This window comes from Actinomycetospora sp. NBRC 106375 (genome assembly GCF_030269665.1).
GTDB lineage: Bacteria > Actinomycetota > Actinomycetes > Mycobacteriales > Pseudonocardiaceae > Actinomycetospora.
Map to the genome: position 1 here is coordinate 88,326 of NZ_BSTS01000011.1, position 24,335 is coordinate 112,660.

At 74.4% G+C, this 24,335-nt stretch carries 28 protein-coding genes and 1 tRNA gene; 21 read left to right on the top strand and 8 right to left on the bottom strand.

Features of this window, described 5'->3' with window-relative positions; translation table 11 throughout:
* Positions 1-54: 54 nt before the first annotated feature.
* Entirely contained in the window at positions 55-1,212 is a 1,158-nt protein-coding gene (locus tag QSK03_RS19185; RefSeq protein ID WP_285655248.1) for a lysozyme family protein, read from the top strand.
* Positions 1,213-1,298: 86 nt separating this feature from the next.
* On the opposite strand, the gene QSK03_RS19190 is transcribed toward QSK03_RS19185, so the two are convergent.
* Entirely contained in the window at positions 1,299-2,588 is a 1,290-nt protein-coding gene (locus tag QSK03_RS19190) for a nicotinate phosphoribosyltransferase (protein ID WP_285655807.1), read from the bottom strand.
* 44 nt (positions 2,589-2,632) lie between these two features.
* Here QSK03_RS19190 and clpS point away from each other — a divergent pair, with 44 nt between their 5' ends.
* From clpS to QSK03_RS19230, 8 genes are all read left to right on the top strand, one after another.
* On the top strand, positions 2,633-2,992 hold the full coding sequence (gene clpS / locus QSK03_RS19195; protein WP_285655249.1) for an ATP-dependent Clp protease adapter ClpS: 360 nt from the start codon (positions 2,633-2,635) through the stop codon (positions 2,990-2,992).
* Positions 2,989-3,546, top strand: a complete 558-nt coding sequence (locus QSK03_RS19200; RefSeq protein ID WP_285655252.1) for a DUF2017 domain-containing protein — start codon at positions 2,989-2,991, stop codon at positions 3,544-3,546. Before clpS ends, QSK03_RS19200 begins: the two co-directional genes overlap by 4 nt.
* A gap of 29 nt (positions 3,547-3,575) precedes the next feature.
* Positions 3,576-4,082, top strand: a complete 507-nt coding sequence (locus QSK03_RS19205) for a M67 family metallopeptidase (RefSeq protein ID WP_285655256.1) — start codon at positions 3,576-3,578, stop codon at positions 4,080-4,082.
* Between the two features lie 97 nt (positions 4,083-4,179).
* Positions 4,180-4,455, top strand: a complete 276-nt coding sequence (locus QSK03_RS19210; RefSeq protein ID WP_285655258.1) for a MoaD/ThiS family protein — start codon at positions 4,180-4,182, stop codon at positions 4,453-4,455.
* Positions 4,456-4,465: 10 nt separating this feature from the next.
* Complete coding sequence (locus tag QSK03_RS19215) at positions 4,466-5,416, top strand: PLP-dependent cysteine synthase family protein (protein WP_285655262.1); 951 nt, start codon at positions 4,466-4,468, stop codon at positions 5,414-5,416.
* A 79-nt stretch (positions 5,417-5,495) separates the two neighbouring features.
* Entirely contained in the window at positions 5,496-6,140 is a 645-nt protein-coding gene (locus QSK03_RS19220; protein WP_285655264.1) for a rhomboid family intramembrane serine protease, read from the top strand.
* A 90-nt stretch (positions 6,141-6,230) separates the two neighbouring features.
* Entirely contained in the window at positions 6,231-6,989 is a 759-nt protein-coding gene (locus tag QSK03_RS19225) for an MBL fold metallo-hydrolase (protein ID WP_285655266.1), read from the top strand.
* An 82-nt stretch (positions 6,990-7,071) separates the two neighbouring features.
* Entirely contained in the window at positions 7,072-8,070 is a 999-nt protein-coding gene (locus tag QSK03_RS19230; protein ID WP_285655269.1) for an AF_0692 family protein, read from the top strand.
* Between the two features lie 6 nt (positions 8,071-8,076).
* Here QSK03_RS19230 and QSK03_RS19235 read toward each other — a convergent pair whose 3' ends face one another.
* On the bottom strand, positions 8,077-9,495 hold the full coding sequence (locus QSK03_RS19235; RefSeq protein WP_285655272.1) for a DHA2 family efflux MFS transporter permease subunit: 1,419 nt from the start codon (positions 9,493-9,495) through the stop codon (positions 8,077-8,079).
* Positions 9,496-9,521: 26 nt separating this feature from the next.
* On the opposite strand from QSK03_RS19235, the gene rph reads away from it, so the two are divergent.
* The 5 genes from rph to QSK03_RS19260 all read left to right on the top strand — a co-directional run bounded on the left by rph (position 9,522) and on the right by QSK03_RS19260 (position 12,569).
* A complete protein-coding gene (gene rph, locus QSK03_RS19240) occupies positions 9,522-10,265 on the top strand; it encodes a ribonuclease PH (RefSeq protein WP_285655275.1) in 744 nt (247 codons plus the stop codon).
* Between the two features lie 8 nt (positions 10,266-10,273).
* The gene (rdgB, locus tag QSK03_RS19245) at positions 10,274-10,915 is read left to right on the top strand and encodes an RdgB/HAM1 family non-canonical purine NTP pyrophosphatase (RefSeq protein WP_285655810.1); all 642 of its coding nucleotides are present in this window, start codon (positions 10,274-10,276) and stop codon (positions 10,913-10,915) included.
* Positions 10,912-11,514 carry a class I SAM-dependent methyltransferase gene (locus QSK03_RS19250; protein ID WP_285655278.1) on the top strand — a complete coding sequence of 201 codons (603 nt, stop codon included), beginning with the start codon at positions 10,912-10,914 and terminating at the stop codon, positions 11,512-11,514. The genes rdgB and QSK03_RS19250 overlap by 4 nt, the downstream gene beginning before the upstream one ends.
* Positions 11,511-12,350: an alpha/beta fold hydrolase gene (locus QSK03_RS19255; protein ID WP_285655281.1), complete on the top strand. Its 840-nt coding sequence runs from the start codon at positions 11,511-11,513 to the stop codon at positions 12,348-12,350. Before QSK03_RS19250 ends, QSK03_RS19255 begins: the two co-directional genes overlap by 4 nt.
* A 145-nt stretch (positions 12,351-12,495) precedes the next feature.
* A tRNA-Leu gene (locus tag QSK03_RS19260) sits at positions 12,496-12,569 on the top strand.
* A 5-nt stretch (positions 12,570-12,574) separates the two neighbouring features.
* Here QSK03_RS19260 and bcp read toward each other — a convergent pair.
* The gene (bcp, locus tag QSK03_RS19265; protein ID WP_285655284.1) at positions 12,575-13,048 is read right to left on the bottom strand and encodes a thioredoxin-dependent thiol peroxidase; all 474 of its coding nucleotides are present in this window, start codon (positions 13,046-13,048) and stop codon (positions 12,575-12,577) included.
* Between the two features lie 85 nt (positions 13,049-13,133).
* On the opposite strand from bcp, the gene QSK03_RS19270 reads away from it, so the two are divergent.
* The 3 genes from QSK03_RS19270 (at position 13,134) to QSK03_RS19280 (ending at position 15,572) form a co-directional block, all read left to right on the top strand.
* On the top strand, positions 13,134-13,355 hold the full coding sequence (locus QSK03_RS19270; protein ID WP_285655286.1) for a DUF3618 domain-containing protein: 222 nt from the start codon (positions 13,134-13,136) through the stop codon (positions 13,353-13,355).
* Between the two features lie 82 nt (positions 13,356-13,437).
* Complete coding sequence (locus QSK03_RS19275; protein ID WP_285655288.1) at positions 13,438-15,162, top strand: AMP-binding protein; 1,725 nt, start codon at positions 13,438-13,440, stop codon at positions 15,160-15,162.
* Positions 15,159-15,572 carry an acyl-CoA thioesterase gene (locus tag QSK03_RS19280; protein ID WP_285655290.1) on the top strand — a complete coding sequence of 138 codons (414 nt, stop codon included), beginning with the start codon at positions 15,159-15,161 and terminating at the stop codon, positions 15,570-15,572. Before QSK03_RS19275 ends, QSK03_RS19280 begins: the two co-directional genes overlap by 4 nt.
* Positions 15,573-15,634: 62 nt before the next feature.
* Here the strand turns inward: QSK03_RS19280 and speD are convergent, their stop codons facing one another.
* Together speD and QSK03_RS19295 are read right to left on the bottom strand one after the other, a co-directional pair.
* On the bottom strand, positions 15,635-16,888 hold the full coding sequence (gene speD / locus QSK03_RS19285; protein ID WP_352232018.1) for an adenosylmethionine decarboxylase: 1,254 nt from the start codon (positions 16,886-16,888) through the stop codon (positions 15,635-15,637).
* A complete protein-coding gene (locus tag QSK03_RS19295; RefSeq protein WP_502872192.1) occupies positions 16,885-18,048 on the bottom strand; it encodes a type III PLP-dependent enzyme in 1,164 nt (387 codons plus the stop codon). Before QSK03_RS19295 ends, speD begins: the two co-directional genes overlap by 4 nt.
* A 211-nt stretch (positions 18,049-18,259) precedes the next feature.
* Here QSK03_RS19295 and QSK03_RS19300 point away from each other — a divergent pair, with 211 nt between their 5' ends.
* Together QSK03_RS19300 and QSK03_RS19305 are read left to right on the top strand one after the other, a co-directional pair.
* Positions 18,260-20,155, top strand: a complete 1,896-nt coding sequence (locus QSK03_RS19300) for a hypothetical protein (protein WP_285655295.1) — start codon at positions 18,260-18,262, stop codon at positions 20,153-20,155.
* 34 nt (positions 20,156-20,189) lie between these two features.
* The gene (locus QSK03_RS19305) at positions 20,190-20,618 is read left to right on the top strand and encodes a pyridoxamine 5'-phosphate oxidase family protein (RefSeq protein ID WP_285655298.1); all 429 of its coding nucleotides are present in this window, start codon (positions 20,190-20,192) and stop codon (positions 20,616-20,618) included.
* Here QSK03_RS19305 and QSK03_RS19310 read toward each other — a convergent pair.
* Both QSK03_RS19310 and QSK03_RS19315 read right to left on the bottom strand, forming a co-directional pair.
* Positions 20,615-21,532, bottom strand: coding sequence for a TIGR03854 family LLM class F420-dependent oxidoreductase (locus QSK03_RS19310; protein ID WP_285655300.1), 918 nt, complete (start codon positions 21,530-21,532; stop codon positions 20,615-20,617). The two genes, QSK03_RS19305 and QSK03_RS19310, sit on opposite strands and share 4 nt — an antisense overlap.
* Positions 21,532-22,239, bottom strand: a complete 708-nt coding sequence (locus tag QSK03_RS19315) for a type 1 glutamine amidotransferase (RefSeq protein WP_285655303.1) — start codon at positions 22,237-22,239, stop codon at positions 21,532-21,534. Before QSK03_RS19315 ends, QSK03_RS19310 begins: the two co-directional genes overlap by 1 nt.
* A 79-nt stretch (positions 22,240-22,318) precedes the next feature.
* Between QSK03_RS19315 and QSK03_RS19320 the strand changes: the two genes are divergently transcribed.
* Together QSK03_RS19320 and QSK03_RS19325 are read left to right on the top strand one after the other, a co-directional pair.
* A complete protein-coding gene (locus QSK03_RS19320; protein ID WP_285655305.1) occupies positions 22,319-22,765 on the top strand; it encodes an HIT family protein in 447 nt (148 codons plus the stop codon).
* A gap of 220 nt (positions 22,766-22,985) precedes the next feature.
* Positions 22,986-23,285, top strand: a complete 300-nt coding sequence (locus QSK03_RS19325; RefSeq protein ID WP_285655308.1) for a hypothetical protein — start codon at positions 22,986-22,988, stop codon at positions 23,283-23,285.
* A gap of 9 nt (positions 23,286-23,294) precedes the next feature.
* Here QSK03_RS19325 and QSK03_RS19330 read toward each other — a convergent pair whose 3' ends face one another.
* On the bottom strand, positions 23,295-24,323 hold the full coding sequence (locus QSK03_RS19330; protein WP_285655310.1) for a tryptophan--tRNA ligase: 1,029 nt from the start codon (positions 24,321-24,323) through the stop codon (positions 23,295-23,297).
* Positions 24,324-24,335 lie beyond the last annotated feature (12 nt).

Sequence of the window (24,335 nt, forward strand, 5' to 3'; positions counted from 1 at the left end):
CCGTGTGGGGGAGCTCCCGATGCTGGACCGGCGACGGGCCGGAGGGGGGTCGGCATGAGCGAGACCCGCTGGCGTCCGTTGCCGGGCGACTACGCCCGTCCGCCGGCGGACCTCGATCTCGCCGATCCGCCCCTCAGCGAGGGTCGTCGCACCGCGCTGCTCGTGACGAGCGTGCTCGCGGTGCTCCTGCCGGCCCTCGTCGTGGCGCTCGTCCTCGGTCCCGAGCCGGAGCCGCGCCCGTCACCCGCGGTCCTGCCGCCGGTCCCCGTCGACGTCGGCGTCCTCGGCGCCACCGGGGTCCTTCCCGGCGCGTGGGTCCCGCCGGCGGTCGGTCCCGTCGACGCCACCGGCGTCCCGGTCCGCGTGCTCCAGGCCTACCGGGGTGCCCAGGGCGCGCTGGCCTCCTCCGTGCCGGGGTGCCACCTGCCGTGGTCGCTCGTGGCCGCGATCGGGCGCGTCGAGTCCGACCACGCCGGCGGGGCGGTCGCCGAGGACGGCCGGACGCTCGCGCCGATCCGGGGACCGCGCCTCGACGGCACCGGCGGGCACCCGTTCCTCACCGACACCGACGGCGGGCGCCTCGACGGCGACCCGCTCGTCGACCTCGCCGTCGGGCCCCTGCAGTTCCTGCCGTCGAGCTGGGTGACCTACGGCGCGGACGGCGACGCCGACGGCGCCACCGACCCGGACGACGTCGACGACGCCGCCGTCGCGAGCGGGCGTCACCTGTGCGCCGGCGGCGCGGACCTCGCCGACCCGGCGCAACGCTCCGCGGCCGTCTTCGCCTACAACCACTCCGACGCCTACGTGGCCCAGGTCCTCGCGATCGAGGCCGCCTACGCCGCGGGCGCCCCGGCGCCCGAGCTCCCGCCGTCGGTCGCGTCGTCCCCGGACGCGCTGCCGGCCCCGGACGTGCCGGCGGCGCCGGCCCTCCCGCCCGCCGTGCCGGGCGTGACACCTGCGCCGGGTGTGCCACCCGTGCCGTCCGTGCCGATCGCCCCGACCGTGGGCCCGGGCCCGACGCCGGTGCCCGAGGCGCCCGCCGACACGACGCCGGCGTCACCACCGCAGGCCTCACCACCGGTCGCGGCGACGCCGGCCGAGCCCACGACCGCGAGCCCCGACCCCGACCCCGAGCCGTCCACGGGCATCTCGGCGACCCCCGAGCCCGCCGCCGAGGACACGCCGGCGCCGCTGTTCGGCGGCCCGTGACTCCGGACCTCGGCCCCGGTGATCGTGGTGGATCTCCTGATATCCGACGTCAGCGTGGACGCCGGGCTGACCGACCCGGCGCGCCTCTACAGGGCGAAGGTCGTCGGGATGGCGGGTTCGCCGCGGGAGAGCTTGAGGCCCTCCCAGGGGACGGCGACGAGGCCGCGGCGCAGGTGCTCGCGGGCCTCGTCGAGCGACGGCAGGTCGCCCACCGGCTCGCCCTTGACCACGAGGGGCACGGGGACGACGCGGTCGTACTCGCCGGGGGCGACGGGGGCGTCGAGGCGGTGCACGACCTCCTCGACCGCCGTGCCGGTGGGCTTGTGCCTGCGCAGCGCGGACTTCGCGCCGCCGCGCGACTCCTTCGACGAGCTGCGCTTGGCCACCGGGCGGCCCTCGACGTCGACGAGCTTGTAGACCATGCCCGCGGTCGGGGCCCCGGAGCCGGTGACGACCGAGGTGCCCACGCCGTAGGCGTCGACGGGCTCGGCGCGCAGCGAGGCGATCGAGTGCTCGTCGAGGTCGCCGGAGATCACGACGCGCGTCCCGGTGGCCCCCAACGAGTCGAGCTGGGCGCGGGCGCGCTGGGCCATGACCCCGAGGTCGCCGGAGTCGATGCGGACCGCGCCGAGCCCGGGACCCGCGACCTCGACCGCGGTCGCGATGCCCTGGGTGATGTCGTAGGTGTCCACCAGGAGCGTGGTGCCGGCGCCGAGCGCGTCGATCTGCGCCCGGAAGGCGTCGGCCTCGCTGTCGTGCAGCAGTGTGAACGCGTGCGCGCTGGTGCCCGTGGTGGGGACGCCGAAGCGGCGGTGGGCCTCGAGGTTCGACGTCGCGGCGAAGCCGGCGAGGTACGCGGCGCGGGCCGAGGCCACCGCCGCCTCCTCGTGCGTGCGCCGCGAGCCCATCTCGATCAGCGGGCGCCCGTTGGCGGCGGTGGTCATGCGCGCGGCGGCCGAGGCGACCGCGCAGTCGTGGTTGAGGATCGAGAGCACGAGGGTCTCGAGCAGCACGCACTCGGCGAACGTCCCGGTCACCGACAGCACCGGCGAGCCGGGGAAGTAGAGCTCTCCCTCCGGGTAGCCGGCGATCTCCCCGCCGAAGCGGTGGTCGGCGAGGAACTCCGCGGCGTGGTCGCTCACGGCGCCGGCGTCGCGCAGCACGGCGACGCTGTCGGCGTCGAACGTGAACCGCGTGAGGGCCTCGAGGAGCCGCGGCACCCCGGCCACGACGCCGTAGCGCCGGCCGTGCGGGAGGCTGCGGGCGAAGACCTCGAAGGTGCAGCGGCGGTCGGCCGTGCCGTCCGCGAGAGCCGCGTCGAGCATCGTGAGCTCGTACTGGTCGGTCAGGAGCGCGGTGCTGTGCCCCGGAAGCATCACCGGCCCAGCCTAGGCGGCTCGGCCCGTGTCACGATGGTGACATGTATCCGGCCTCCGGCGCGGCAGCTCCGCTGCGCTCCGTGCCGCAGGAGGTGCGTCTGTCCGCTCCGGCCGAGCCGGACGTCGACGAGCGGACCGAGGAGGCCGTCGACGAGGCGACCCTCGCGGACACGCCGTGGCAGACCATCGTCTGGAACGACCCGGTCAACCTCATGTCCTACGTGACCTACGTGTTCCAGAAGCTCTTCGGCTACGACAAGGCCAAGGCCACCGCGCTCATGCTCGACGTGCACCACAAGGGCCGCGCCACGGTGTCGTCGGGGAGCCGCGAGAAGGTCGAGGGCGACGTCTCGCGCCTGCACGCGGCGGGCCTCTGGGCGACGATGCAGCGGGCCAGTTGAAGGCCTGGAAACGGCAGGGGCGCGGTGACCGCGTCCGGTACGTCGCGGTGCTCGAGCGGCCGGAGGCGTCGGTGCTGCGCGGGCTCATGGGCCAGGTCGAGCAGATGCTCACCGGCCGCAACGCCGCCGCCCCCGAGGACGAGCTCGCCGCGCTCACCGGCATCCGCACCGGCCCGTCGACCCCGCCCGACGACCCGGTGCTCGCGCGCTTGCTGCCCGACTTCGCGTCGTCGGGCGAGGACGACGCGGGGGAGCTGTCCGCGGCGATGCGCTCGGTGAACGAGCCCGAGCTCATCGAGGCGAAGCTGGACGCGATCGCCACCGTGCTCGCCACCTGCCCCGCGGGCGGGGGACGGGTCGAGCTCGCGCCGTCGCAGGCCGAGGAGTGGCTGGCCGCGGTCAACGACGTGCGCCTGGCGCTCGGGGTCGCGCTCGAGGTGAGCGAGGACATGCCGGAGCAGGTGCCCGCCGACGACCCCCGCGCCGACCACCTGCCCGTCTACCACTGGTTGACGTGGTTGCAGGACTCGTTGGTGACGACGCTGACGGGCTGAGCCGCCGCGCGTTCCGTATCCTGGACGCTGTGCTGGTGATCCGGGCCGACCTCGTCGACGAGATGGTCGCGCACGCCCGCCGGGACCACCCGCTGGAGGCGTGCGGGCAGCTCACCGGCCCCGAGGGATCGGACCGCGCGGAGCGCTACATCCCGATGACGAACACCGACGCCGTCTCCAGCGACTACGCCTTCGACTCCCGCGAGCAGCTGCGCGTGCACCGCGAGAGCGAGGAGCGCGGCGAGGAGCCGGTCGTCGTCTTCCACTCGCACACGCGGGCGCCGCGACGCCCCCTCACCGACACGGGCCTGCCCGAGGCGTACCCCTCGGAGAAGGACATCCAGTACATGGGCCTGCAGCCCGGGGTGCACTTCGTGATCGTCGCGCTGACGGGACCGGACTCGGGGACCGACCTGCGCTCGTTCCTGCTGGACGAGGCCGGCGGCGTCGTCGAGGACGAGGTCGCGGTCGTCGAGAACTACATGTTCGCCCACACCGGCAGCGACGACGTCCCGGATCCCGGCGCCCGGTCCTGACGCGCCCGGCCTGCGTCATCGCAGGATCACGGAATGTCGCGTCACCGTGCGACGCTGTCCACCAGAAGACCCGTCCACCACGAACCGGAGGGAATCCGTGTCCGCCACCGTCTCGATCCCGACCATCCTGCGCACCCACACCGGTGGGGAGAAGCAGGTCAAGGCCGACGGCTCGACGCTGCAGGAGGTCATCACCGACCTCGAGGCCAACCACCCGGGCATCAAGGACCGCCTGGTGACCGACGGCGCGCTGCACCGGTTCGTCAACGTCTACGTCAACGACGAGGACGTCCGCTTCGCCGGCGGCCTGGACGCGCAGGTGCCCGAGGGCGGCACCGTGACCATCCTCCCGGCCGTGGCCGGCGGGCGCTGAGACGCCGACCGTGGCCCGGTACGACTCCCTGATCCAGGCCCTGGGCGACACGCCCATGGTCGGCCTGCCGTCCTTCTCGCCGGCGCCGCACGTGCGGCTGTGGGCGAAGCTCGAGGACCGCAACCCGACGGGCTCGATCAAGGACCGGCCGGCCCTGCGGATGATCGAGGCGGCCGAGGAGGACGGCCGGCTCACCGCCGGCTGCACCATCCTCGAGCCGACCTCGGGCAACACCGGCATCTCGCTGGCGATGGCGGCCAAGCTCAAGGGCTACGAGCTCGTGTGCGTCATGCCCGAGAACACCTCGGCCGAGCGGCGCCAGCTCCTCGAGATGTACGGCGCGAAGATCATCTTCTCGCCGGCCGCGGGCGGGTCCAACCAGGCGGTCGCGACCGCCAAGGAGATCGCCGCCCAGCACCCGGACTGGGTGATGCTCTACCAGTACGGCAACCCGGCCAACGCGCTCGCGCACTACGAGGGCACCGGGCCGGAGATCCTGCGGGACATGCCCACCATCACGCACTTCGTGGCGGGACTGGGCACCACCGGCACGCTCGTCGGCACCGGGCGCTACCTGCGCGAGCACAAGCCGGACTGCCAGATCATCGCGGCCGAGCCCCGGTACGGCGAGCTCGTCTACGGCCTGCGCAACATCGCCGAGGGCTTCGTGCCCGAGCTCTACGACCCCGACGTGCTCACCGGGCGCTACTCGGTCGGGGCGTACGACGCGCTGCGCCGCACCCGCCAGCTCGTCGAGCAGGAGGGGATCTTCGCGGGCATCTCGACCGGCGGCATCCTGCACGCCGCGCTCGCGCAGGCGGAGAAGGCCGCCGGCGCGGACGACGAGGCCGACATCGTCATGGTGGTCTGCGACGGCGGGTGGAAGTACCTCTCGACCGGCGCGTACAGCGGCACGCTCGAGGAGGCCGCGGAGGCCCTCGAAGGCCAGCTCTGGGCCTAGTGTCCAGGGGTCGCCACCCTGGTGAAGCTCCGGGTCGACCCCACACCGATCCCGCGCGGCCGGTCGTAGTGTCGAGGCCGTGACGAGCCCGGCGCGCCCCACGCCCCGCATCTGGCCCACGCACCCGCTGCGGGCCGCGATCCTCATGGTCGGGATCGTCGCGGTGCTGTGGCTCATCGAGCTGGCCGACCGGACGGTCTTCGTCTCGCTCGACCCGCCGCAGGGCCTCGACGACGACGGCATCGTCCCGCGCACGGTCGACGGTCTCGGCGGCATCCTCTGGGCGCCGCTGCTGCACGGCGGCTTCGAGCACCTGGCGAGCAACACGATCCCGCTGCTGGTGTTCGGGTTCCTCGTGCTCGCCGGCGGGCTCGGGCAGTTCATCGCCGTCACCGCGGTCATCTGGCTGGTCAGCGGCGTCGGTGTCTGGCTCATCGGCAGCCCCGGCTCGACGATCGGCGCCTCCGGGATCATCTTCGGCTGGTTCGCGTTCCTGCTGGTCCGCGGGTTCTTCGCGCGCTCGTTCGGGCAGCTCGCCGTGGCCGTGATCCTGTTCCTGATCTACGGGGGGCTCCTGTTCGGCGTGCTGCCCAGCACCCCCGGGATCTCCTGGCAGGCCCACCTCTGCGGGGCGATCGGCGGCGTCCTGGCCGCCTGGCTCACCGTCGCCGCCGATCGCCGCCGGGCCGGGCGCCGTGCACCGGGCGCACCGGCCGTCTCCTGAGCGACATGCTGCGGTCCGTGCCCGATCCGTGACCGGAGTGGTCCTCGTGGGCCTGTGCGTTCGGGCAGGTCGGGCCCGTAGGGTGCGCCCGTGGAACTGATCGTCCTGGGGTGCTCCGGCAGCGGCGCCGGCCCGCACTCCCCGGCCTCGAGCTACCTCGTGCGGGCGGGCGACACGTCCGTGGTGCTCGATCTCGGCAACGGTGCGTTCGGCGCCCTCCAGCGGCACATGGACCCGTTCGACATCGACGCCCTCGTGCTGTCCCACCTCCACCCCGACCACTGCGCCGACGTGTCCGGGCTGATCGTCCACCGCCGCTACCACCCCGACGGCCCGGGGAAGGTCGTACCGCTGCACGGGCCGACCGAGACCGAGGTGCGCCTCGCCGTGGCGTACGCCCCGTCGTCCGACGAGCGTGTCGCCACCGACCTCACCGACGTGTTCACCTACCGCCCGTTCGCGCAGGGCCCGGCGGCGGTCGGCCCGATCGCGCTGACCAGCGCGCCCGTCGACCACCCCTGCGAGGCCTACGGCATCCGCCTCGAGTACGAGGGCCGCTCGCTGGTCTTCTCCGGCGACACCGGGCCGTGCCGCGAGCTGAGCGAGCTCGCGCGCGACGCCGACGTCCTGCTCTGCGAGTCCACCTGGAGCGACGGGCCGGAGCGCCCGCCGGGCGTGCACCTCTCCGGCCGGCAGGCCGGGCGCACGGCCCGCGAGGCCGGCGTCGCCCGCCTGCTGCTCACCCACGTCCCGGCGTGGGCCGACGGGCCGGCGCTGCTCGCCGAGGCGCGCGAGGAGTTCCGCGGCCCCACGGAGCTCGTCGTCCCCGACGGGCACTACACCATCTGACGCCGACCACCGACTTTCGTCGGAGCGGCTCGATCCCGCGGACCGAGGACGGACGCCCGGTCGCGGCCCTAACGTCGCTGTCATGATCACCGAGACCGTCGGACCGAACCGGCTCGCGGCCTGGACGCTGGTGGTGCTCACGCCGGTCGTCGCCGAGCTGGCCTGGGGCAGCACCCCGATGAGCATGGCCTGGCTGACGCTGGTGTGGATGCCGGTCTACGGCGCGGGCGTGCTGCTGATCCGCGAGGCGTGGGTCCGCTCCCGGCGGCCGTGGCTCGCGCTGGTGCCGCTCGGCGTGGCCTACGAGCTGGTCGAGGACGGCATCGGGCTGCAGGCGCTGACGAGCCCGTCGCTGTACCGCGCGGGCGAGTGGGGCGTCCGGGTGCTGGGGTTCAACGTCACGTACTGGGAGGCCAACGCGGTCTACCACGCCCTGTTCTCGGTGCTCGTCCCGATCGTGCTGACCCACCTCGCGTTCCCGTCGCACCGCGGTCGCCCCTACCTGCGCACGCCGGGTCTGGTGGTGACCGGCGTCGTCGCCGTGCTCGGCGTGGCCCTGCTGCGCGTGGCGGTGCCGCCGTTCCAGGACCCCGGCTACCTCGCGCCGCTCGCCGCGCCGGTGGCGAGCGCGGTCGTCGCGGGCCTGCTCGCCGTGGTGGCGCTGCGCGTGCTGCCGCCCCGCGGCTCGTCCGCGCCGCGGCCCGGTCCCGTCCCCGCGCCGTGGGCGCTCGGCGTCGCGTCGCTGCTCGTGACCGGCGTCGTCCTGTGGCTGATGTGGCCGCCGCACTCGCAGGGCCAGCCGGCCGGCACCCACGGGCTCTGGGTGCTCGCGCCGATGCTGGCGGGCCTGGTGCTCGTGGTGGTGTCCGGGCTCGCCGTCGTCCGGTGGTCGGCGCGGGCGGCGTGGAGCGAGCGGCACGCGCTGCTGCTGGTCGGGGGCATGCTCGTCGCGCACACGCTGGTCGGGATCGGGTTCTGGGCACGGTCGGCCGTGGACGTCGCCGGCCTCGTCGTGATCGCCCTCGTCACGGTCGGGCTGGCCGCGCTCCTGGACCGCCGCCGCGAGCCCGTGCCGGCCTGACGGGTCTCAGACCCGGGCCGGCTCCGGAGCCGCCGCCGACCGCGGCGCCGGGACGAGCAGGGCCACCAGCGCCGAGGCCGCGACCACGATCGCCGCGACCGCGAAGGCCCGCGTCGTGCCGGCCGTCTGCGCCACCGGCGCGGCGGCACCGGCCGTGGTGAGCGCGGCCGCGTGGGAGGCTGCGAGCGTCGAGAGCACCGACAGACCGATCGCGCCCCCGATCTGCCGCGACGTCGTCACCAGGCCGCTGACCAGGCCGGCGAGACCCGGCCCCACGCCCGTCGTGGCCGCGGTCGTCACCGCCGGGAAGACGATCCCCATCCCCAGCGACACCGCGATGCCGGGCCCGAGGATGCCCGCCGCCCAGCTGGTCGTGGGCGTGAGGAACGCGAACCACGCGAAGCCGGCGGCGGTGAGCGTGGCCCCGCCGACGAGCAGGACCCGGGCGCCGACGCGGGGCAGCAGGCGCGAGGACACCTGCGAGCCGACCACCACCGACGCCGACTGCGGCAGGAACGCGAGGCCCGCGGTGAGCGCGTCGAACCCGAGCACGCCCTGCATGTGCAGTGAGACGAAGAACCACATCGAGAACATGGCCGACGAGATCAGCAGGATGACGACGTTGGCGGTGCTCACCGACCGGATGCGGAACACCGACAGCGGCACGAGCGGATGCCGGCTGCGGCGCTGGACCAGCACGAACGCGGTGAGCAGCACGGCCGCGGCGACGAGCCCGCCGAGCACGCGCGGAGACGTCCACGTCGCGGACTCCAGGGAGACCACCCCGTACACGAGGGCGACCAGTCCTCCGGTCACGAGCACGGCCCCGGACACGTCGAGCCCCGGCCGCTCCTCGGCGCGCGTCTCGCGGACGACGGCGAGCGCGAGCACGGCGGTGAGGATCACGACCGGCACGTTGACCAGGAAGATCCAGCGCCAGCTCAGCAGCCCGACGAGCACGCCGCCGGCGAGGCCGCCGGTCGCGCCGCCGATCCCGCCCATCGCCGACCACCAGCCGAACGCCCGGGCGCGCGCCGCCCCCTCGGCGTACGTGGTCTGGAGGATCACCAGCGAGGCGGGGGAGAGCACGGCCCCGCCGAGGCCCTGGACGGCGCGGGCGGCCAGCAGCAGCGACGGGTCGTTCGCGAGCCCGCCGATGAGGCTCGCCAGGCCGAAGAGCCCGAGGCCCACGAGGAACACGCGCCGCCGCCCGAAGAGATCCGCCGCGCGCCCGCCGAGCAGCAGGAAGCCCGCGAAGGCGAGCGTGTAGGCGTTCACCACCCACGCCAGGCCCTCGGCGTCGAACCCGAGCGCGGTGCGGATCGACGGGATCGCGACGTTCACGATCGAGACGTCGAGGACGACCATGACCTGGGCGAGGCAGCTCGCGAGCAGCACGAGCCCGGTCCGGCCGACGGTGGTCACGTGGCGCCAGCCTAGGGTGGTCGCCCGTGGCACGCAGCGACGGCAGGGCGGACGACGAGCTCCGCGAGGTCAGCATCACCCGCGGGTTCCAGCAGCACCCGGCGGGGTCGGTGCTGGTCTCGTTCGGGCAGACGACGGTGCTGTGCGCGGCCAGCGTCACCGAGGGCGTCCCGCGCTGGCGCCAGGGCAGCGGGCTCGGCTGGCTCACCGCGGAGTACGCGATGCTGCCGTCGGCGACGCACACGCGCAGCGACCGCGAGTCGGTCAAGGGCCGCGTCGGCGGCCGCACCCACGAGATCAGCCGGCTGGTCGGACGCTCCCTGCGCGCGGCGATCGACCTGCGCGCGCTCGGCGAGAACACCATCCAGCTCGACTGCGACGTCCTGCAGGCCGACGGCGGCACGCGGACCGCGGCGATCACCGGCGCCTACGTCGCGCTCGCCGACGCCGTGACCTGGCTGCGCGCGCACAAGCGCCTCGCCGACCCGCAGCCGCTGTCGTGCTCGATCGCCGCGGTGTCGGTGGGTGTCGTCGACGGCCGCGTCCGGCTCGACCTGCCCTACGACGAGGACTCGCGCGCCGAGGTCGACATGAACGTCGTCGCCACCGACACCGGCACGCTCGTCGAGGTCCAGGGCACCGGCGAGGGCGCCACCTACACGCGCGCGACGCTCGACGCGATGCTGGACTCGGCGCTGGCCGGGTGCGCGGAGCTCACCGAGCTCCAGACCGCCGCGCTCGCCGAGCCGTACCCGGGGGAGCTGCCGTGACAGAGTCGATGGGTCGAGCTCCGCTGCGCTCCGTCTCCCGGCTCCTGCTCGCCACGCGGAACGACGCCAAGCTCGCCGAGCTGCGCCGGCTGACCGAGGGGCTGGAGGTCGTCGGCCTCGACGACGTCCCCGAGTTCCCGGAGGCGCCCGAGACCGGCGCGACGTTCGAGGAGAACGCCCTGGCCAAGGCCCGCGACGCCGCCGCGGCGACCGGGCTCGTGGCCGTCGCCGACGACTCCGGCCTCGCCGTCGACGCGCTGAACGGCATGCCCGGGGTGCTGTCCGCCCGCTGGTCGGGACGGGGCCCCATCGGATCCGGAGCGGGGTCCCGCGTCGAGCGCGACCACGCCAACCTCGCCCTCGTGCTCGACCAGATGGCCGACGTCCCCGAGGACCGCCGCGGCGCCGCGTTCGTGTGTGCCGCGGCGGCCGCGCACCCGGACGGGCGCGAGATCGTTGTTGTCGAGCGGTGGCCGGGCAGCCTCATCCGCCTCCCCCGCGGCACGAACGGCTTCGGCTACGACCCGGCCTTCGTCCCCGAGGGCGAGTCCCGCACGTCGGCGGAGATGGACCCGTCGGAGAAGGACGCGGTGTCGCACCGCTCGAAGGCCCTGCGGGCGCTGATCCCGAGGCTCTCCGAGGTGTCGTGACCGACCAGTACTTCTCGGAGCAGCCGACCTCGGCGTCCGACCCGGTCTCGTTCCGGCTCGAGGTCGGCGACGTCGCGCTGGACCTGACCACGGACTCCGGCGTCTTCTCCCGGGGGCGGCTCGACAAGGGCACGCGGGTGCTGCTCGCCAACGCTCCCGAGCCCGCCGGGACCGGCGACCTGCTCGACCTGGGCTGCGGCTACGGCCCGATCGCCCTGTGGCTCGCGGTGCGACGCCCGTCGTCGACGGTGTGGGCGGTCGACGTCAACGACCGCGCGCTCGACCTCGTGCGGGCCAACGCCGCGGCCGCGAAGGTGACCAACGTGCGCGCCTGCCGGCCCGACGAGATCCCGGCGGACCACCGCTTCGCCGAGATGTGGTCGAACCCGCCGATCCGCTCGGGCAAGGCCGCGCTGCACGAGCTGCTGCTGCGCTGGCTGCCGCGCGTCGACGGGTCGTCCTACCTGGTCGTCAGCAAGAACCTCGGCTCGGACTCGCTCGCGCGCTGGCTCGGCGAGCAGGGCCACCCGGCCACCCGACTGTCGTCGCATGCCGGTTTCCGGGTGCTTGCCGTGAAGAGATCGGAGTCAGCGGCGTGATCTCCTACGCGCACGAGGGCAACGGCGTCCCGGTGATCTGCCTGCACGGCTGGCCCGGCGCCGCGTCCGACTACCGCGCCCTGCTCCCGCTGCTCGAACGCGACGCCCAGGTCGTGGTGCCCGATCTGCTCGGCTTCGGGGCCTCGTTCCGGGCCGACGACGTCGATCGGCCGCCGTTCGACTTCGGCCGCGACGCCCAGGGCGCCGCGGTCCTCGAGCTGATGGACCAACTGGGCTTCGACGACGCGATCCTCGTCGGCTACGACGTCGGGTCGACGACGGCGTCGCACCTCGCGCGGACGTCCCCCGAGCGTGTGCGGGCGCTCGTGCTCGGCAACGCGATCCACCCCGGCTCGGCGCGGGCCGCGCTCGACGACGACCACCGCGCCGAGTTCTGGTACCAGGACTTCCACCAGCTCGCGCTCGCGGCGAACCTCGTCGACGGGTCGGCCGACGCGGTGCGGACGTACCTGGAGCACTTCTGGGCGCACTGGGGGCACCGGGCCATCGCCACGCAGGACGGCGTGACCGACGACCTCGTCGCGGCCTACGCCCGGCCGGGCGCCTTCACCACGTCCCTGAACTGGTACCGCTCCGGCTCCGCGACCGTGGCGATCGCGCTCGCCGCCCGCGGCCAGGACCCGGCGCCTCCCGTCACCGTCCCGGCCTCGGTGCTCTGGGGCGACCGCGACCCGCTCTTCCCGCCCCGGCTCGCCGAGGGCCTGGAGGAGGCGTTCATCGACCTGCGCGGGGTGGCGCACCTCGAGGACGTCGGGCACTTCGTGCCCCTGGAAGCGGCGAACGAGGTCGCGGCGGCGGTCCGGGCGTTCCTGTAGAGCAAGATCGCTCCAGGTGCTCCGGGAACCCTGTCACATCGGGTCCGAGGAGCACCTGGAGGGATCATGGTGCCCTGGTCGCGCGATCCGCAGGCGCCCTCGTATCGTCAGACTCGCCGATGCGACGCACTAGTCCAATCGGCGGGCCGGCGTACTCCAATCGGCAGAGAGGGCGATTTTAGGGGTCGCACAGTGCGGGTTCGAATCCCGTCGCCGGCACTCCTTCAGAGCTTCAGATCGCGCAGGAGCCGGCCCACGTGGCCGGTGGCCTTGACCCCGTACTGCGCCTCCTCGATCTTCCCGTCGGCGTCGACGAGGAAGGTCGAGCGGATGACCCCGGTCGTGGTCTTGCCGTACATCGTCTTCTCGCCCCAGGCGCCCCACGCCTGCATGACCGACTTGTCCGGGTCGGAGAGCAGCGGGAAGGTCAGGCCCTCCTTCTCGCGGAACTTCGCGAGCTTCTCCGGCTTGTCCGGCGAGATCCCCAGCACGGTGACGTCGGCGTCGTCGAAGGTCGCCAGGTTGTCCCGGAAGTCGCACGCCTCCTTGGTGCAGCCCGGGGTCATGGCGGCGGGGTAGAAGTAGACGAGGACGCGGTGCCCACGCAGGTCCGCGAGCGACACCGTCTCGCCCCGATCGGAGGTCAACGAGAAGTCGGGCGCGGGTTGACCGGGGGCCAGGCGGGTATCGGCGGTCACGGGCGGGCAGGATAGCCGCCGACCACACGCCGGTCGCCTCCGCAGTGAGGGACCGTCCGGGCGACCGACGGGAAGGGGAGGTGCCGTGGCACGCGACACGGACGCCATCGAGAAGGAGATCACGCAGGCGCGCGAGGCGTTGGCCGGCGCCCTCGACGAGCTGTCGGAGCGGGCGAACCCGCAGCGGCTCTCCGAGCAGGGCAAGGAGATGGCCGCGCAGAAGTGGGCCGACCCGAAGATCAAGTACGCCGTCTACGCCGCCGGCGCGCTCGTGGGGCTCCTCATCCTGCGCAAGCTGATCAAGTAGCGGGGCGCTTCGTCTCCCTGACGCCGTGGCCGAGGTGGTAGAACCGCCTCGGCCATCGGCGTCTCAGGGAGGGATCCTCTTCGTGTCCGAGCTCAGCAAGGCGGCGACCGAGTTCCGCCGGGCGCGCGATCTGCTGCTGGAGCGGCGCGAGGACCTCGACGCCGCCCTCCGCGACTTCACGTGGCCGCGGCTCGACGAGTTCAACTGGGCCCTCGAGCACTTCGACGCCATCGGCACCGACCCCGGCACGGCCCAGCGCCCGGCGCTGTGGATCGTCGAGGAGGACGGCACCGAGGCGAAGTTCTCGTTCGCCGACATGCGCGAGCGGTCCAACCGCGTCGCCAACTGGCTGCGCGCCCAGGGCGTGCGGCGCGGCGACCGGATCATCCTCATGCTCGCCAACCAGGTCGAGCTGTGGGAGACGATCCTCGCCGCGATGAAGCTCGGCGCGATCCTCATCCCGTCGACGCCGATGCTCGGGCCCGCCGACCTGCGCGACCGCATCGACCGCGGCAACGCGAAGCACGTCGTCGTCCGCGACGCCGACGTCGACAAGTTCGACGACGTGCCCGGTGACTACACGAAGATCGCCGTCGGGGACCGCATCACCGAGCCCTGGCTGGACTTCGCCGCCGCCTACGACGCGCCCGCGGAGTTCACCCCAGACGGGCCGACCCGCGGCGACGAGACGCTGCTGCTCTACTTCACCAGCGGCACGACGTCCAAGCCGAAGCTCGTCGAGCACACGCACACGAGCTACCCCGTCGGGCACCTCTCGACGATGTACTGGATCGGCCTGCAGCCCGGCGACGTGCACCTCAACGTCGCCTCGCCCGGCTGGGCGAAGCACGCGTGGTCGAACGTCTTCGCGCCGTGGGTCGCCGAGGCGACGATCTTCATCTACAACTACACGAAGTTCGACGCCGACAAGCTGCTCGACGTCATCGTCGAGAAGGGCGTGAGCACCTTCTGCGCGCCGCCGACCGTGTGGCGGATGCTCATCCAGGCCGACCTCACCCGCGTGCAGGTGCCGGTGCGCGAGCTCGTCGGGGCCGGCGAGCCGCTGAACCCCGAGGTCATCGAGCAGGTCCGGGCGGCGTGGGGCATGACGATCCGCGACGGCTTCGGGCAGACCGAGTCGACGCTGCAGATCGGCAACCCGCCCGGGCAGCCGGTCAAGGACGGCTCCATGGGCCGGCCGCTGCCGGGCTACCCGATCGTGCTGGTCGACCCGGTGACCGGCGAGCGGGCCGACGAGGGCGAGATCTGCATCGACCTCGCGGACCGACCCGTCGGTCTGATGGTCGGCTACAAGGACGACGACGAGCGCAACGACGAGGTCTTCGCCGGCGGCGTCTACCACACCGGTGACGTGGGATCCCGCGACGCGGACGGCTACATCACCTACGTCGGCCGCTCCGACGACGTGTTCAAGGCGTCGGACTACCGGATCAGCCCGTTCGAGCTGGAGAGCGTGCTCATCGAGCACGACGCCGTCGCGGAGGCCGCGGTCGTCCCGTCGCCCGACCCGCTGCGCCTGGCCGTGCCCAAGGCCTACGTCGTGCTCTCGGCCCGGTACGAGGCCAACCGGGACACGGCGCTGGCGATCCTGCGGCACGCCCGCGAGAACCTGCCGGCCTACAAGCGGGTGCGGCGCCTCGAGTTCTACGAGCTCCCGAAGACGATCTCCGGGAAGATCCGGCGGGTCGAGCTGCGCGGCCGCGAGACCGAGCTGCGACCGAACGCGGACACCCAGCCCGAGGGCGAGTTCCGGGACGAGGACTTCCCGGAGCTGCGGCAGTCGTGACGTACAGCTTTCCCGTCGTCCCGCGCTACGCGGAGATCGACCAGCAGGGTGTCGTGTTCAACGGGCACTACCTGACGTGGTTCGACGAGGCCTTCACCGGTTTCCTCGAGCACGTCGGGCTGGCCTATCCGGACCTCATCGCGTCCGGTGTCGACGTCATGGTCGTGCACTCGGAGCTCGACTACCGCGGGTCGGTGCGCTGGCGTGACGACGCGCGGGTCGAGGTGTCGTGCGAGCGGCAGGGCACGACGAGCTTCACGCTCGCGTTCGCGGTCTACCGCTCCGCCGACGAGGTCGCCGTGACGGGGCGCAACGTCTACGTCGTCGTGGTCCAGGACCCGGAGACGAAGGCATGGTCGAAGGCGCCGGGGATCCCGGAGAAGCTGGCCGCGGCCTTGTCCGCGTCGTAGGACCTCGCGCGGAGCGCGGGGGCGCTCCTCTGCACGGGAAGGTCCGCGCCGCGGGATGCGGATCAGCCGGCGCGCAGGGCGTGCGGGAGCACGGCGCCGCGGCGCAGGGCCTCGGCGTCGATCGACGTCAGTTCCGGGAAGCGGTCGAGGCGCGCGATCGCGAGGGACACGGGGTCGTCGACGGGGTCGGGGCGGCCCGTGAGGTAGGCCCACTCGTGCTCGTCGGAGCAGTACGGCAGCACGGTCGCGAAGACGTCGTCGAAGCGGCGGGTCATCCGCGCGAGCGTGTCGTGGCGCCAGAGCGTCGGACAGCCGGCCTGGGAGCAGACGGCGCCGCCGGGCGCGAGGACCTCCGCGCACCGGCGCAGGAACTCCGCGCCGTAGAGGCGGGCGTGCTGGGCGGGGTCGGTGATCTCGACGGGCTCGTCGGGCAGGTCGACGATCACGACGTCCCAGCGGTCGCCGCGCGCCGCGGCGTCGGCGAGGAACTGCCAGCCGTCCCCGTAGTGCATCCGCACCGGGCCGTCGCCGCGCTCCGCCGCGGCCAGCTCCTCGGGGGTGTAGCCGTAGGGCAGCAGCTCGGCGCAGCGCCGGACGCACTCGGTGTCGATGTCAACGTGGTCGATCCGGCTTGCGCCGGCCGCGACCGCGAGCTGGGAGACCACACCCTCGGACGACCCGACGACGAGCACGGAGCGCAGCTCGTCGGCCAGCAGCATCGGGGGCACGGCCAGCGCCTCGTGGTAGACGAGCTGGCTGTCCTCGGTGGACTGGCGCTCGCCGTCGCAGAAGAGCGAGACGCCCTGGGCGGTGCGCGCCACCATCATGTCCTGCCAGTCGGTGCGGCCCCGCCAGATCACCTCGTCGAGCCGCCAGCGGCGACGCATCCCCGCGGCGAGGGGTTCGTCGACCTCGCGACCACCCGCCCCGGGCGCGAGGCCCGCGCCGCGCGCCACCACCTGCGCGCGCACCTCCGTCGCGCCCAGCTCGCGGCCCAGGGCGTCGACGACGAGGTCGGGGTCGGCCTGGTCGCCGCAGGTGAACACGTCCACGAACGCCGCGGCCGCCTCGGGATAGGCGTGCACCGAGGCGTGCGACTCCGCCAGCAGCGCCATCACGGTCGTGCCCTGCGGCTCGAAGCGGTGGGCGACGACGTCGAGCACGGTCGCGCCGCCGGCGTCGAGCGCGCGGCGCAGGGCGTCCGTGACGCGCTGCTCGTCGCCGAGGGTCGCGGCGTCGACGCCACGCAGCTCCGCGAGCACGTGGCGGCCGGCGAACGTCGCGGGATCGGTCGTGGACGGGGCGCTGAGGGTCAACTCCCACCTTCCTCCGGGGTGTCGTGGACGTACGTGGGCAGGGGCGGCAGGCCGTTGAAGCCCACCGAGGCGTAGCTCGAGGTGTAGGCGCCGGCGCCGAGGAACTCGACGACGTCGCCCGGGGCGAGGTCGAGCGGCAGGCGGACGTCCGCGTGGCGGTACAGGACGTCGTCGCCGTCGCACGTCGGCCCGGCCAGGACGACCGGGCCTGTCGCCCCGGGGTTCCCGGGTGTGCGGAGCCGGTACACGATCATCTCGGCCTCGGTCTCCGCGAGGCCCTGGTAGCGGCCGACGTCGAGGTACACCCAGCGTCGTCCGCCGCGCTCGGCGACGAGCACGACCTCGGCGCGCAGGACGCCGGCGTCGGCGACGAGCGCGCGTCCGGGTTCGGCCACGAGGCGGGGACGCCACCGCGGGGCGTGCCGGGCGAGGGCCGTGCGGATCGCCGCGCCGCAGGCCTCGAGGTCGGGTGCGGGGCCGTCGGCGTGGGTGGTGGGGAAGCCGCCGCCGAGGTTGAGCTCGGTCGGGGCGTGCTCGCCGAGCCGGGTGGCGACGCGGGCGGCGGCGTCGATCGCCCGGGCCCAGGCGGCGGGGTCGCGTTGCTGGGAGCCGACGTGGAAGCCGATGCCGGCCGCGGTCAGCCCGCCGGTGCGGGCACGGTGCAGCAGCGCCGCGGCCTCGTCCTCTCCTGCCCCGAACTTGCCCGCGAACGGTGTCGCGGCGCCGTCGTCGCCGACCGCGAGCCGCACACCGATCCGGGCGCCGGGGGCCTCGCGGGCGAGGAGGTCGACGTCGGCCGGCGCGTCCGTGGTGAAGCGGCTGACGCCGGCCGACCGGGCAGCGCGCACGTCGGCGGCCTTCTTGACCGGGTTGCCCCACGACAGCGCGCCCGGCGCCGCCCCGGCGAGCAGACAGAGGTCGAGCTCACCGACGCTGGCGAGGTCGAACGAGGCGCCCTCGGCGGCGAGCAGGGCGAGCACCGCGGGGTGCGGGTTGGCCTTCACCGCGTAGCAGAGCTCGACGCCGGGCAGGGCGGTGCGCATCGCGCGATAGGCGTCGCGCACACGGGCCAGATCCAGATCGAGGTGAGGCGTCGCCCGGTCGCCGGTCGAGGGGTGCGCGACAGCACGCAGCCCGGGCTCCACACCCACGTCCTCCATGGTGCCCGCGGAAATCCCCCCTTCAACCTCGAAACGGCTGACCGGGGACACACCGGCGGCGTACCGTCGTGGATCTCCGCGGCCGAGGGGGCCGGGGCCGCTGTCGGGGGCGGGCTGGTTCGAAGGGGGTTGAATGCCGTCCACCTCGTCCCGAGGCTGGAATCCGGCACCGCGTCCGCGACCGTGGCCGTTCCGCACGCCGCGCAACATCGTGATCACCGGCCTGTTCACCGTGGCGCTCGTCGCCGCGATGGTCGGCGTCGGCAGCGCGGTCGTGCCGGGACCTCGTGACGACGCCACGGGCCTCACGGGCTCGACCACCGACGCGCCGACCACCTCGGCCGACGTCGACGGTTCCTCCGACGGCGAGTTCGGCTCCGGCGAGAGGTCCGGCGAGACCTCCGCCCCCTCCACCGATGTCCCCGGCACCGCCCAGGCACTCCCCGACGGGTCCCTCCCCGACGACGTGGCCCCGCCGCTGACGCCCATCCCGCTGCCCGGCTCCCGTCCGCTCGGCACCCCGCAGGCCGCGCCGGGCGAGCCGTCGTACCCGGGCGCCGAACAGCCGGTGACCCCGCCGCCGGGGTTCGACCAGCTGACCCCCGACCTCCTCCCGGTGCCCCTGCCCGGCGCCGGCAGTTCACCCGGCCCCACCGCGGCGCCCGACACCGGCGGCGCGGGGCCCGCGCAGCCGGCGCAGACGGGCCCGCGGGCCACGCGGGACGACCCCGGCCCCGTCCTGGACCTGCCGCTGCTGCCCGACCCCACGCGCGACGAGCCCACCGGCTCCCGCGAGGGTCGCGGCGGCGGGAACGGCGAGAACGGCGGCGGGAACGGTGGTGGCGGCGGCCGCGACGGGGACGGCGGGCGTGGCGACGGCGGTGGTGGCGGCGACGGCGACCGCGGTGGGGGCCTCCTCCCGGACCTCGCCGACGCGCTGCCCGGGAACGGTGGCGGCGGCGGGGATCGCGGCGGCGGGAACGATCGCCGCGGCGAGCCGTCCCCCGCGGACACCCCCGCGCGCACCCCGGCGGACACCGCGGCGGACACCCCGGCGCAGCGCCGCCCCGGCGGCGGCACGCCGGCAGGTGGGGCGACGACCACGGGTGCACCGACGCTGGAGCTGCCCACCGGGTCCGCGGGACCGGCGTCGACGCCCGAGGGCTGGCCGACGTACGGCGAGCCCGGTCAGGGCGGCGGGACCGGGAGCGGCTCGGCCGAGCGCTCGGTGCCCGTCTCCACGCCGGAGGGCTGGCCCCTGCCGAGCGACGCCACGGGTGTCCCCGGCCGCGGCGGCGAGGACGGCGGCGCGGCGGGGCGGACCGGTGGGGCGGACGACGAGCCCGCCCAGGGCCCGGTCACGACCACCGACCCGTCCACGGGCGTCACGACCACCCGCGACCCGGCCAGTGGCACCACCACGACGGTCGACCCGACCACCGGGGCATCGCTGACCACGCGGTCCGAGCCGGAGGCCCGCAGCCGCACCGGGTCACCGGGCACGACGGCGTCCGGGTCGGACGACGGTGACACCGGGTCGGCGGACCCGACCACGACGGCCGGCCGCGGCGGTTCCGAGGAATCCGGAGACACCGGGGGCTCCGCAGACTCCGGGGACGCCGCGTCGACGTCGGCCCGCGCCGGGTCGGCCTCCGCCTCGGCGGGCAACGGGTCGGCCACCGCGTCGGCGGGAGGCGCCACGGCGACGGCCGGGGGCGACCGGACCGGCATCTCCGGCCGCTCGCGCACCACGTCCGAGTCGTCCTCCGAGTCGTCCTCCGACTCGTCGTCGGACCCGAGCGTCCGCCCGACGGCGAGCAGCGACGACGCGAGCAGCAGCGACGACGCGAGCAGCGACGGCGCGAGCAGCAGCGGCTCGACCAGTGACGACTCGTCCTCCGGCGGGCCGACGTCGCGGCGCACCGTCGCCACCGGCGAGAGCGACGCGGGCAGCAGCAGTGACACCAGCGACAGCAGCGAGGACTCCGGCGACGCGACCAGCGCCGCCCGGGTCGAGCCGCAGATGGTGATCCCGACGACGTCGCCGATGGACCCGCGGTTCTGGGCCTGGCTCACCGACACGGTCACGCGCACGCCGACCGGGTGATCGGGCCCGGCGCCCCGGACGGCACCATCGGGCGGTGCCCACGACGCCGACCGTCACCCCTGCCGACCTGCGCGCGCGGGGCGAGGAGTTCGCGCAGTTCTGGACCGAGCGCCACCTCTGCACGATCACCACGCTGCGCCGCGACGGGTCGCCGCACCTGGTGCCCGTGAACGCCGTGCTCGATCTCGACACGGCGATCGTCCGCGTCCTCACCTCGGGCCACAGTGCGAAGGCGCGCCACGTGCGGGCCGCGGGGGAGGGCGGCGCGCGGGTGGCGGTGAACCAGGTCGAGCGCCGGCGCTGGTCGACCCTCGAGGGTCTGGCCGTGGTGCGCGACGACCCGGCGGTGGTGGCCGACGCCGAGGAGCGCTACGCCCGCCGCTACCAAGCCCCGCGCGTGAACCCCGCCCGCGTCATCCTGGAGATCGCGGTCACACGCGTGCTCGGGAGCCGCGGACTCTAGGTCTCGAGCGGGACCAGGTGCTCGGCGACCTCGTCGAGGAACCCGGGCCAGGACGCCGGCGCGACGGCGGGGCGCACCACGAACTTGGTGATGCCCTCGTCGACGAAGCGCTGGACCTGCCGGCGCGCGTGCTCCCACCCGTCCGCGAGGAGATCCGCGGGGTCGAGCTCGGGACGGCGGTGGGCCGACGACGCCCGCGCCCGGTCGACGTCCTCCGGCGAGCTGCCGGGCGGCACGACGAGCAGGTTGGTGCCGTAGTGGTCCTCCTCGACGTCCCGGTCGGCGCGGGCGGCCGCCGAAGCGATGGCGGCGCGGGCCGCGCCGGCCTCGGCCGGGGTGACGAACGAGGCGAGCCACCCGTCGCCGAGACGCCCGACCCGGTCCAGGGCGGCGGGCACGAGGCCCCCGAGCCACAGGTCGAGCGGGCGGGCGGGGCGCGGCTCCACGACGGCGTCGTCGAGGGTGAGGAACTCGCCGTGGAATGTCACCGACTCCTCGGTGAGCAGGCGCCGGACGACGGTCAGGGCCTCCTCGAACACCGCGGCGCGCGGGCCGGGTACGGGGTACGCGGTGCGCTCGGACGCCGTCGCCGGGCGCAGCCCGAACACCGGGAGGATCCGGCGGGGGGCGAGCGCGGCGAGCGAGGACAGCTGGGCGGCGACGACGGCGGGGTTGCGGCCGGGCAGGACGATGACGCCGCTGCCGACCTTGAGCGCGCTCGTGCGACCCACGGCCCAGCCCATCGCCACGAGCGGCTCGACGGCCGGGGCGGCCATGCGGTCGGGGAACCACACGGAGTCGATACCGCGCCGCTCGCAGCCGTCGACCAGCTCGAGGGTCGCGGCGGCGGGGTCGTGGCGCGAGGGCCCGGCGCCGATCCCGATGCGAACCTTCATCTCCGGCGGAGCCGTCATCACCGCACCATGACATCGCGGGCGAGGCCCGCCCGCTCGGCGAACGCGTCGAACAGCACCCAGCTGGCCGCCCGGGACTCCTCGGCCCGCGCGGCGGTCTCCTCGCGCAGCGCGTCCTGGTCGACGCCCAGCTCGGGGAGCCGCGCCTCGAGCGGCGTGCCGGCCCAGCGCGCCATCCACGTCCCGAGCTCGGCCGGGGTGATCTCGGGGTGGAACTGCACGCCGAGGTGCGGGCCCGTCCGGAACGCCTGGGTGCACCGCTCCGAGACCGCCAGCACCTCGGCTTCCGGCGGTGCGGTGAAGGTGTCGAAGTGGAACTCCATCCACGGGCCGGGGGCCACGACGTCCGGGGCGTGGGTCGTGATCTGTCGCCAGCCGTTCTCGTGCCGGCCGTCCGCGGGATGGGCGGTGCCGCCGAGCACGCGGGCCAGCAGCTGGCCGCCGAAGCAGATGCCGAGCACCGGGACGCCGCCGGCGATCGCGGTCCGCAGGTAGGCGATCTCGTCGGCGAGCCACGGCACCGCGTCGTCCCAGGCCCCCTGCACCGACCCCAGCACCGCGATCGCGTCGATCGTCGCGGGATCGGGCAGCGGCTCGCCGGCCACGCCCGGGACGACCTCGATCCCGCGCTCGGCGGCCCAGCCCGGCAGCGTGCCCGCGGCGACGACCACGCTCTCGGTGGGGGGTTCGTGACCGATCACCAGCATCCTCGGCGCTCCCATGATCCGTGCAACGCACGGACCGGGCCGATGCGTCCCGGTCGGTGGCACCTGCCACGCTCCGCCCATGAGTCCGCGGCCGAGCAAGCCCTGCGCGTTCTGCGCGATCATCGCCGGCGAGGCGCCGGCGGACGTCGTGCACAGCGACGAGTCCACGGTGGCGTTCCTCGACAAGACCCCGGTGTTCCACGGGCACGTGCTCCTGGTCCCGCGCACGCACGTCCAGACCTTCGCCGACCTGCCGGCGGACCAGCTGCCGGGCTACACGGCGCTGGCGCAGCGCCTCGAGCGCGCGGTCGAGTCCGCGATGGACGCCACGGGGTCGCTGGTCCTCGTCAACAACGTCGTCAGCCAGTCCGTGCCCCACCTGCACCTGCACGTGATCCCGCGGCGCCCCAAGGACGGACTGCGATTCTTCCTCGGGCCCCGCCACCCGTACGGCTCCTCGGACGAGTCGGCGGCCGTCGCTCGGAGTGTCGCGCAGGCGCTGGACGACGACCGGTCAGCTGGTTGAGCGCAGCGGTCGACAGCGCGACGAAAGGTCTCCTTCGGTCGATGAACGGACGGTGCCGCCCGTGAACGGTCCGTGACGGACGTCCGACGGTCGAACCGTCGGCATCCGATCGAGTGAGTCCCTACCCGTCGGTCGGCTCGGGATGTCATCCTCAGCGAGAACGCACGCGGTGGCCCGTCGAGCACGCTGGGTCACCTCGCTTCCCCGTCGACGTTCGGAGGTGCTCGTGCCGGTCCTCATGTGGGTCGCCGTCCTGGTGGTCGGCTGGTGCGTCGTCTCCGTCGGCACCGCGCTGGCGCTGGGCACGTGGCTGCGCCGCCGCGCCGAGGCGACCGACCCCGAGGGCGCGCTGCGACCGCTCGACACCGGCCCGCTGCGTCTCTGGCTCGGCGACCTGCCCGAGGTTCCGGCCACCCCCGACGAGATGGGCCGCCGCGGCGGCTGGGACGGGCTCGTCGCCGGGCTGCCCGCCCCGCGGCCGCACACGGAGAGTGCCGACCGCACGACGGCGATCGGCTGACGGGCTCCGCTACGCCTCGACCCCGACCGCGCGGCGCACCCCGCGCAGCGTGCGGGACGCCTGCTCGCGGGCGATCTCTCCGCCGCGGGCGAGGATCGCGTCGAGCTCGCTGCCCGGGGCCACGAGCTCGGCATAGCGCTCCCGCAGGGGGCCCAGCGTCTGCTCGAGCACCTCGGCGAGCTGGTTCTTCAGGTCGCCCCAGCCCACGCCGCCGGCCCCGAGGCGCTTGCGGGTGTCGGCGAGGACGTCGGGCTCGGCGAACTGCGCGAGGATCTGGAACACCGCCGACGAGTCCGGGTCCTTGGGCGCCTCGACCGGGGTGGAGTCGGTCGGGATGCGCCGGACCAGCTTCCCCAGCTGCGGCGCGGGCAGGAAGAGCGGGATGTAGTTGTCGTACGACTTGCTCATCTTGCGGCCGTCGAGCCCGGGCAGCGTGTGGCCCGTCGTCTCGGGGGGCACGACCGCCTCGGGGACGCGCAGGCGGAAGCCCTCGCCGTAGCGGTGGTTGAAGCTGCCCGCGACGTCGGCGGCGATCTCGACGTGCTGGAGCTGGTCGCGTCCCACCGGCACCAGGTCCGACTCCATGATCAGGATGTCGGCCGCCATGAGCACGGGGTACTCGTAGAGGCCCATGTTGATCCCGGCGTCCGGGTCGTCCCCGGCCTCGACGTTGCGGTCGCGGGCCGCCTTGTAGGCGTGCGCCCGGTTCATCAGCCCCTTGCCGGTGACACAGGAGAGGATCCACGTCAGCTCGAACGTCTCCGGGACGTCGGACTGCTTGTAGAACACCGTGCGCTCGGGGTCGAGACCCGCGGCGATCCAGGTCGCGGCGACCGAGCGGGTCCACGCGGCGATGTCGCCGGCGGCGGGTGTCCCCGTCAGGGCGTGGTGGTCGGCGATGAAGTACCGGGAGTCGAAGTCCGCGGTGCGCGCGAGCTCGAGGGCCGGCCGGATCGCGCCGACGTAGTTGCCCAGATGCGGCTCCCCGCTGGGCTTGATCCCGGTCAGGGCGATCTTGCGCCGTTCCGTCTCCGCCACGCCGCGAGCCTA